Here is a 9,097-nt window from a genome sequence, read left to right on the forward strand (position 1 = left end):
CCGGGGAGTTGGCGAACGCGGCGACGAGCACGGGGCCCAGCTCGTGCAGCGCGGCCCAGCGGGCCGCGACCTCGGTGCGCTCGCCGGCATCGAGCGCCACCTGCACCGCGGAGGTGGAACACATCCCGCTGCGGCCGAACGGGCCCTGACGGTCGAACACCTGCTCCATCGCCCGGTAGCGGGGCAGGTCCAGCACCCGGTGCGCCGGCCGGAACGGATCGGCGGAGCGGGGTTCGACGGCGAGACCGTGGGCGGCGAGCCTGCCGTGCAGCTCCGCGGTGTCCGCCTCGACGGCGGCGACCAACGTGCGCAGGTCCGCAAGCGGGGGGCTGGCGACCTCGACCTGGCCACCCGGCTCGACGGTGACGAGGGACCCGTGGGCCAGCGGTGCGGCAGGGGAACCGGGGACCACGGAGACGGGGGCGTGCGGTCCGAGCGCGGCGAGCAGCGTGGGGAGATCGGGCGGTCCGTCGGTCCGCAGCACCCACTCCAGCTCGACACCGACCAGCAGCGGCGGCCCGTGCTTGAAGCAGACCGAGGCCACGTAGGCCTCGGCCTCCGCCCGCGTGTGCAGGGCGGGCGCCGACGCCACGGACTCGCGGCTCACGGGTGCCACCGGGGTCTCGGGTACCACGCCTGACGACGCTACCCGCGGGGTCCGACAAAAACAGGACTCGACCGCGAACCCCACACCCGCCCCGCACCGCGTCCCGGACATCCGGGCACGTACCCGGCGGACCGTCGGACCACCGGTCGGCGCGTCCTGCGCCACAAGACGTACGTACGGGATACTGGGGGCGTGCCCCGCGTGAGTACCGACCAGCTCGCCGCCCGGCGCCAGCACATCCTCGACGGTGCGCGGCGCTGCTTCGCGGCCTACGGCTACGAGGGCGCCACCGTGCGGCGGCTGGAGCAGAGCACGGGCCTCTCGCGCGGCGCGATCTTCCACTACTTCCGGGACAAGGACGCCCTGTTCCTCGCCCTGGCCGAGCAGGACGCGCGGCGGATGGCGGACGTCGTGGCCGAGCAGGGCCTGGTCCAGGTCATGCGGGACCTGCTCGACACCGCGCGGAAGGACGGCGTGGCGGGCGACGGCGCCGCCGAGGACCACTCGGACCGCAGCTGGCTCGGCACCCGGCTCGAGGTGTCCCGCAGGCTGCGGACCGACCCGGACTTCCGCGAGCGGTGGCAGGCGCACTCCGCCGAGCTCACCGCCGCCACGCGGGAACGGCTCGACCGGCAGGCCGCCGCGGGCGCCCTGCGGGACGACGTGCCGGTGCCCGTGCTGACCCAGTACCTCGAGCTGGTGCTGGAGGGCCTGGTCAGCCACCTCGCGATGGGCCTTCCCGCGGACGCGCTCGACGGCGTGCTGGACCTCGTCGAGCAGAGCGTGCGGACCCTGCGGCACTGACCGGGACCGGGCGCCGGGTCCCGCCGGCCCCGGAGGGGTGAGGGGCCGGCGGGGGATCTCAGGCGGGCTCGACCTCGACCCGCGTGTCCGAGAAGGTCGGCGCGTTCCCGAGGTCCGCGAACTCGGTGGGGTTCACCGCGTTGACCGTGGCGAGCCCCTCGGCCTGCGAGCGCCACTGCCCCATGGCGGCGAGCACGACCCCGCGCGCGACCTCGTCGGAGACCGCGACCCGCACCAGGAACCCGCCGCGCTGGTTGAACACCCGGACCAGGGTGCCGTCGGTGATGCCCCGCTCCGCGGCGTCCGCCGGGTGGACCGTCGCCGACGGCTCACCCTGCACCCGTTGCTGCGCAGGGAGATTGCCGTAGGTCGAGTTGAGGTAGGCGTGCGCCTTGGGGGACACCAGGTGCAGCGGGTAGGCCGCCGAGGCGCCCGCGGGCGGGATGTAGTGCGGCAAGGGGTCCACCACTCCCCCGGGCTGGCTCTCGGTGCTGCCCTGCCGGAACAGGGGGAGCACGAAGTTGCCGCCCGCGGCGGCCGAGGAGGCGAACTCCTGCCTGCCCGACGGCGTGGGGAAGCCGCCGATGTCGTGCGGGGCGTAGTGGTCGGCGTCGGGCAGGGTCAGCCGCGCCCATCCGGTCTTGGCCAACGACTTCGGCGTGATCCCCTGCAGCGCAGGGGCTCCCCAGTCGTAGGCCCGCTCGATCAGCTCCTCGTCGGTCAGGGTGAACACCTCGTCGTCGAACCCCATGGCGGCGGCGAGCCTGCGGAACAGCTCGGTGTTCGGGACCGCCTCCCCGACCGGCGCGATCGACGGCCGGTTGAGGCCCAGGTAGAAGTGCCCCCACGAGAACATGACGTCGAGCTGCTCGAGCTGGGTGGTCGCGGGCAGCACGATGTCGGCGAACTGCGCCGTGTCGGTCAGGAACTGCTCGCTGACCACGGTGAACAGGTCCTCGCGGGCCAGCCCCGCGACCAGCCGCTCCTGGTCCGGGCAGACGACGACCGGGTTGGCGTTGTAGACCATCAGCGCGTGGATCCCGGGGTCCAGACCCAGTTCCCCGGACAGCGCCTTGCCCAGCAGGTACTGGTTCACCACCCGGGTGCCCTCGGGCCGCAGCTGCGGCTGGGAGAGCTCGTCCCAGTTCACCGGGAAGGCCCACAACGGCAGCGCGAGGAGCCCGCCGCCCGGCTTGCGCCACGCCCCGACGAGACCGGGCAGGCAGGAGATCGCCCGGACCGTCTGGCCGCCGCCGGAGGACCGTTCGATCGCCACCCCGATCCGGATCATCGACGGCTGCGCGGCCGCGTACTCGCGGGCCAGCGTGCGGATGTCCTCCGCGGGCACGCCGGTCTCGGCCTCCGCCCACTCCGGGGTGCAGTCCCGTGTGCGTTCGGCGAGGTCCTCGACACCCACGGTGTGCTCGGCGACGTACTCGGCGTCGGTGAGGCCCTCGGCCAGGATGACGTGGATCAGCGCCATGGCCAGCGCGCCGTCGGTGCCGGGACGGATCGGGATGTGCCAGTCCGCCCGCTTCGCCGTGCGGTGCCTCACCGGGTCGATCACGACGACCTTCGCGCCGCGCCTGCGCGCCTCCATCACGAACGGCCAGAGGTGCAGGTTCGTGGAGACCATGTTGCAGGCCCAGATCACGATGTAGCGCGAGTGCACGAGGCTCTCGGGGTCGACGCCCGCCGTCGGGCCCAGGCTCATCACGTACGCCGTCGACGCACCGGAGTCGCAGAAGGTGCGTTCGGCGACGGTCGCGCCGAGCCTGTTGAAGAACGGGTCGCCCACGTTCAGGCCGTTGAGCGTGCCCTGGGTGCCCAGGTAGCTCACGGGCATGACCGCCTCGGCGCCGTGCTCGGCGATCACCGACCGGAACCGCGTGGTGACCTCGGCGATCGCCGCGTCCCACGAGATCGGCTCGAACCGGCCGGACCCCTTGGGGCCGGTGCGGCGCAACGGCGTGGTGACCCGGTCCGGGCTGTACACGCGGTCGACGTAGTTGTTGACCTTCACGCAGAGCCCGCCGCGGGTGAAGGGATGGTCGGGGTCACCCCGGACGCCGGTGGCCCTCCCGTCCTCGACGGTCACGATCATCGCGCAGCCGTCCGGGCAGTCGTGGGGGCAGATGGCGCGGTGGGTCCCGGTCTCCCCGATGGCGAGCAGGGGCAGGTCGGCGAGGGTCAATGTCCGCTCCGCTTCGTGGTGGGTGATCCATCCTGGGCACGCCCCGGCGGGCGTGGGTGGGCGCGGAGCGACCGTCGGTGGGCAACGAGCGCCGGCGGCCCCGCGTTGACGCGGGCGCAACACGATGCGAACGTGCGGGCGCTGTACTGGGCACGAGGAGGTGCGTCAGGTGGTGCTGGCTGCGGGTTCGGCCCCCGGTGGCACGGACGTGCGCGCCACGCACCGCTTCGACGAGTGGCGGGACGCCATCCGGCACGACTTCGTGACCCTCGACATCGCCCCCGACCGCCGGATCGGCACGTTCCAGGGCTCGGTGCGCAGCGCGACGGTCGGGCACTTGCAGGTCTCCGAGGTGTGCTCGATCGACCAGACCTGCCGCCGCACCCCGTCGCTGGCCGCCACGGACCGCCACGACTACCTGCAGATCGGCATGATCACCGAGGGGACGGGCGTCCTGGAGCAGGACGGCCGCCGCGCCGCGCTCGCGGCGGGCGACTACGCGATCTACGAGACCGGCAGGCCCTTCAGCTGGCGGTTCACCGGCAGCTGGCGGATGGAGGTCTTCACCTGGCCGCGCGCGTCCATCGCCCTGTGCGAGGCCGAGTCCGCCTCGGCCACCGCCGTGCGGCTGGCGGGCCGCGAGGGGTTCTCCGGGATCGTCGGCGGGATGCTCCGCGCCCTGCTCGCCGGTCCCCCGCAGCTCACCGCGGGCGGGGCGACCCGGGTCGCCGACGAAGCGGGCGCGCTCGTGTCCACCCTCGCCGTCGAGCGGCTGGCCGGGCCCACCGCACCGGACCGCCCGCAGGAGGCCCTGCTGCGCGAGATGCTGCGGTACGTCGACACGCACCTCGCCGATCCCGAGCTCGGGCCCGCGGCGATCGCCCGGGCCCACTTCGTGTCCGTCCGCCAGCTGCACCGGCTGTTCGCCGCGAGCGGGGAGAGCGTGAACCGGCGGATCCGCAGGCTGCGGCTCGAGCACTCCCGCCGGGAGCTGGCGGACCGGAGGCGGGCGGGGCTGGCGGTCACCGACGTCGCCCGCCGCTGGGGCTTCCCCGACCTGCCCACCTTCAGCCGCGCCTTCCGCCAGACCTACGGCGAGGCGCCCACCGCCTACCGGGCGCGGCTGCTCGGCTGAGCGCGGGCCGAGCGCGCACGTTTCGTGCAGCAGGCGCGGCATGATCGCCGGAAGCGTGCACTCAGCGCGGTGCGGACAGCAGAACGACCCCGCATTCAGCGATCATGGAACGCCGCCACGCCGTGGTCGGACGTGCAGCCGGGCACGGGGCACCGCGCCTGGCTCACCGGTGCCGCGAACTGCGTGCGGTAGAGCGAGGCGTACCGGCCCTCCGCCGCGAGCAGCTCGTCGTGGCTCCCCTGCTCCACGATCCGCCCCGCCTCGACGACGGCGATCCGGTCCGCCGCCCGGATCGTGGACAGCCGGTGCGCGATCACCACCGCGGTGCGGCCCGCCAGGGCCTCGGTCAACGCCTCCTGCACGGCGGCCTCGGACTCCGAGTCCAGGTGCGCGGTGGCCTCGTCGAGCACGACGACGGGTGGCCTGGCCAGCAGCAACCGCGCGATCGTGAGCCGCTGGCGCTCACCGCCGGACAGCCGGTAGCCACGCTCGCCGACGACCGTGTCGAGCCCGTCCGGGAGGTCCACGAGCAGCTCGCCGAGCCGGGCCCGCCGCAGGGACTCGCGCAGCTCCGCGTCGGTGGCCTCCGGCGCGGCGTAGCGCAGGTTCGCGGCGATCGTGTCGTGGAAGAGGTGCCCGTCCTGCGTGACCACCCCGACGGTCCGGCGCAGCGACGCGAACGTCAGGTCCCGCACGTCGACCCCGGCGAGCTCCACGGCGCCCGAGTCGACGTCGTAGAGGCGCGGGAGCAGCGAGGCGATGGTCGACTTGCCCGCCCCCGAGGGCCCGACCAGCGCGAGCAAGGACCCCGCCCGCGCCTCGAGGGACACCCCGTGCAGCACCTCGGCGGGCGCCCGGCGGTCCAGCACGGCGACGTCCTCCAGCGAGGCCAGCGAGACCTGCTCGGCGGTCGGGTAGGAGAAGTGCACGTCGCGGAGCCGGACGGAGACCGGACCGGGCGGCAGCTCGCGGGCCGCGGGCTTCTCGTCGATCATCGGGGGGAGGTCGAGCACCTCGAAGACCCGCTCGAACGCCACCAACGCGGACATGACGTCGACGCGGGCGTTGGCCAGCGCGGTCATCGGCGTGTAGAGCCGGGTCAGCAGCAGCGCGAGCGTGACGACGGTGCCCGCCTCGATCCGTCCCGTCACCGCGAGCCAGCCGCCCAGCCCGTAGACCAACGCCTGGGCCAGGGCCGAGACCAGCGACAACGACGTCACGAACACCCGGGAGACCATCGCGGTGCGCACGCCGATGTCCCGCACCTGCTCGGCGCGGCCGGTGAACTCCCGCGCCTCCTCCTTCGGCCGCCCGAACAGCTTGACCAGGGTGGCGCCCGCCGCCGAGAAGCGCTCGGTCATCTGCGTGCTCATGCCCGCGTTGAGGTCCGCGGCCTCGCGGCGCAGGTCGGCGATCCGACGGCCCATCCGGCGGGCGGGCAGCACGAAGATCGGCAGCAGGACGAGGGCGAGCACCGTGACCTGCCACGCCAACCCGATCATGACGGCCAGGGCGAGGGTCAGCTGGATGACGTTCGACAGGACACTGGCCAGCGTGGTCGTGATCGCGGACTGCGCGCCGATCACGTCGTTGTTCAGCCTGCTGACCAGGGCGCCGGTGCGGGTCCGGGTGAAGAACGCGACCGGCATCCGCTGGACGTGCGTGAACACGGCGGTGCGCAGGTCGACGATCAGCCCCTCGCCGATGCGGGAGGAGAACCACCGGGCGGCCAGCCCGATGAGGGCCTCCCCGACGGCCAGGGCGGCGATGGTGAGGGCGAGCGTGACGACCCGGTCCGCGGCCCCCGCCCCGCCCGCGACGATCGCGTTGACCACCTGACCGGCCAGGACGGGGGTGAGCACGCCGATGACGGCGGTCCCCGTGGTCAGCAGCAGGAACGCTGTGAGCCAACCGCGGTACGGGCGGGCGAACCGCCAGATCCGCGGCACGGTGCCGGGGGTCACGGAGCGCGGTGTGTCCCCGGCGCGGATCGCCCCGCGCATGATCGTGATCGGCCTGTCCACCCGACCATCGTGCGCCGAGGCGGGTGTACCGCGCGCGCTGACCCGCCGCCGTGCGCTGCTGACGGAGGCGGGCGCGCGCCCGTGCTACTTCTTCTTCGTGCGTGTGGCCCCGCCGCGACCGCGCAGGGACACACCGGTCTCGCTGAGCACCCGGTGCACGAACCCGTAGGACCGGCCCGTCTGCTCGGCGAGGGCACGGATGCTCGCGCCCTTCTCGTACTTCTTCTTCAGGTCGGTGGCGAGTTTGTCACGCTGGGTTCCCGTGATCCGGGCGCCCTTCTTCAGGTCGGCCACGACACTTGACCTCCTCTGCCCACCGCGGTCTCCCGCGGACCGGAGCCGCCACTCGGCTCGCTGGTTGGGCCATGATGATCCAACCGGGCAGATGTGGCCAGCGCAAAATCCCGCATGATCGGTGAACGGTTCCCCCGTTCGGATCACGCGAACGGGTGATCATCGTGAGCTGGGCCACATCCGCGGGACAGCGGAGCGTCACCCGGCGGGCGCTACGCCAGCTGGACGAGTTCCAGGTAGTCCGCCGACCAGTGGTCCTCGGTACCGTCCGGAAGCACGATCACCTTGTCGGGTTCGAGTGCCTCGACGGCGCCGGGGTCGTGCGTGACCAGCACGACCGCCCCCTCGAAGCGACGCAGCGCGTCGAGCACCTGCTCGCGGCTGGCCGGGTCCAGGTTGTTCGTGGGCTCGTCGAGCAGCAGGACGTTGGCGGCGCTGGAGACCAGCCCGGCCATCGCGAGCCGCGTCCGCTCGCCGCCGGACAGCGTGCCCGCCGTCTGCTTCAGCTGCTCGCCCGAGAACATGAACGTGCCCAGCACGGTGCGGAGCTGCTGCTCCGGGGCATCGGGCGAGGCGTGCCGGATGTTGTCCCACACGCTCGCGTTCATGTCGAGCGTGTCGTGCTCCTGGGCGAAGTAGCCCGTGCGCAGCCCGTGACCGGGGACGACGCGCCCCGAGTCGGTCCGCTCCGCCCCGGCCAGCATGCGCAGCAGCGTGGTCTTGCCCGCGCCGTTGAACCCCAGCACGACGACCTTCGCCCCGCGGTCGATCGCCAGGTCGACCCCGGTGAACACCTCGAGCGAGCCGTAGGCCTTGCTGAGGTTCTCCGCGGTGAGCGGGGTGCGGCCGCAGGGCGCGGGAGTGGGGAACCGGATCTTGGCGACGCGGTCCTGCTGCCGCTCGGGCTCCAGGCCCGCCAGCAGCTCGTCCGCACGGCGGGCCATGTTCTTGGCGGCCACGGCCTTGGTGGCCTTGGCGCCCATCTTCAGGGCCTGCGTGTGCAGCACCGACGCCTTCTTCTCGGCGTTGGCCCGCTCCCGGCGGCGACGCTTCTCGTCCGTCGCCCGCGCCTCCAGGTAGCGCTTCCAGTCCATGTTGTACTGGTCGACCTCGCCGCGGGTGGCGTCGAGGAACCAGACCTTGTTCACCACGGCGGCCAGCAGGTCGGTGTCGTGGCTGATCACCACGAGGCCGCCCTCGTGCTGCTGCAGGAACCCGCGCAGCCAGGTGATGGAGTCCGCGTCGAGGTGGTTCGTGGGCTCGTCGATCAGCAGGGTGGTGGCGCTCTGCGAGCCGCCGTCCGAGGCCGCGAACAGGATCCGGGCCAGCTCCACCCGGCGGCGCTGGCCACCGGACAGGGTGGCGATCTGCTGGCTCAGCACGCGATCGGGCAGGCCGAGGTTCGTGCAGATCCGCGCGGCCTCGCTCTCCGCCGCGTAGCCGCCGAGCGCCGAGAAGCGCTCCTCGAGCCTGCCGTACTCGCGCACGGCCTTCTCGTTCTCCGGGCCGTCGACGAGCTCGGCCATCGCCGTCTGGACCTTCTCCAGCTTGCGGAGCAGATCGTCCAGCCCGCGCGCGGAGAGCACCCGGTCCTTCGCGGTGACCGAGAGGTCGCCCTCGCGCGGGTCCTGCGGCAGGTAGCCGATCGGGCTGTTGGACACGACGGAACCGCCGTACGGCTCGCCCTCCCCCGCCAGCACGCGCATCGAGGTGGTCTTGCCCGCGCCGTTGCGGCCGACGAGGCCGATCCGGTCGCCGGGCTGGACGCGCAGGGTCGCGTCCGACAGCAGGATGCGGGACCCGGCACGCAGCTCCAGGTCGGTGGCGGTGATCACGGTGAAGGAACTCCAGGGGAGAAGACGAGAAGGGGCGTCCTGCGGGCACGGTGGTGCCCGGGCGCAGCGCCTACTCGATCAGGATCACGGGACCAGGCTACCGGTCGGCGCCAGGGGATTGCGCACGTAGGGTGCCCGCCATGACCGATCTCACCGTCGGCGCGCGGGGCTCCCGCCGATGACGCTGGACGTCCTCGTGGCCGG

7 protein-coding genes are annotated in these 9,097 nt (G+C 73.2%); 2 read left to right on the forward strand and 5 right to left on the reverse strand.

What is annotated here, in order from left to right; translation table 11 throughout:
- The coding region (locus tag H5J29_RS11650) for a glutamate-cysteine ligase family protein (protein WP_312858168.1) at nt 1–607 on the reverse strand (607 nt) is incomplete at its 3' end.
- 192 nt (nt 608–799) lie between these two features.
- Between H5J29_RS11650 and H5J29_RS11655 the strand changes: the two genes are divergently transcribed.
- The gene (locus H5J29_RS11655) at nt 800–1,411 is read left to right on the forward strand and encodes a TetR/AcrR family transcriptional regulator (protein WP_181780951.1); all 612 of its coding nucleotides are present in this window, start codon (nt 800–802) and stop codon (nt 1,409–1,411) included.
- Nucleotides 1,412–1,469: 58 nt separating this feature from the next.
- Here the strand turns inward: H5J29_RS11655 and H5J29_RS11660 are convergent, their stop codons facing one another.
- The gene (locus tag H5J29_RS11660) at nt 1,470–3,605 is read right to left on the reverse strand and encodes a molybdopterin-containing oxidoreductase family protein (protein WP_246393759.1); all 2,136 of its coding nucleotides are present in this window, start codon (nt 3,603–3,605) and stop codon (nt 1,470–1,472) included.
- Nucleotides 3,606–3,774: 169 nt separating this feature from the next.
- On the opposite strand from H5J29_RS11660, the gene H5J29_RS11665 reads away from it, so the two are divergent.
- A complete protein-coding gene (locus tag H5J29_RS11665) occupies nt 3,775–4,740 on the forward strand; it encodes a helix-turn-helix domain-containing protein (RefSeq protein WP_181780952.1) in 966 nt (321 codons plus the stop codon).
- Nucleotides 4,741–4,835: 95 nt separating this feature from the next.
- Here H5J29_RS11665 and H5J29_RS11670 read toward each other — a convergent pair whose 3' ends face one another.
- From H5J29_RS11670 to H5J29_RS11680, 3 genes are all read right to left on the reverse strand, one after another.
- The gene (locus H5J29_RS11670) at nt 4,836–6,743 is read right to left on the reverse strand and encodes an ABC transporter ATP-binding protein (RefSeq protein ID WP_181780955.1); all 1,908 of its coding nucleotides are present in this window, start codon (nt 6,741–6,743) and stop codon (nt 4,836–4,838) included.
- Between the two features lie 105 nt (nt 6,744–6,848).
- On the reverse strand, nt 6,849–7,058 hold the full coding sequence (locus tag H5J29_RS11675; RefSeq protein ID WP_075942968.1) for a helix-turn-helix domain-containing protein: 210 nt from the start codon (nt 7,056–7,058) through the stop codon (nt 6,849–6,851).
- A 212-nt stretch (nt 7,059–7,270) separates the two neighbouring features.
- Nucleotides 7,271–8,893 (reverse strand): ABC-F family ATP-binding cassette domain-containing protein, encoded by a 1,623-nt coding sequence (locus tag H5J29_RS11680; protein WP_181780953.1) that lies wholly within the window; start codon nt 8,891–8,893, stop codon nt 7,271–7,273.
- Between the last annotated feature and the right edge of the window lie 204 nt (nt 8,894–9,097).

Source organism: Pseudonocardia pini, assembly GCF_013870575.1.
GTDB classification, from domain to species: Bacteria; Actinomycetota; Actinomycetes; order Mycobacteriales; family Pseudonocardiaceae; genus Pseudonocardia; species Pseudonocardia pini.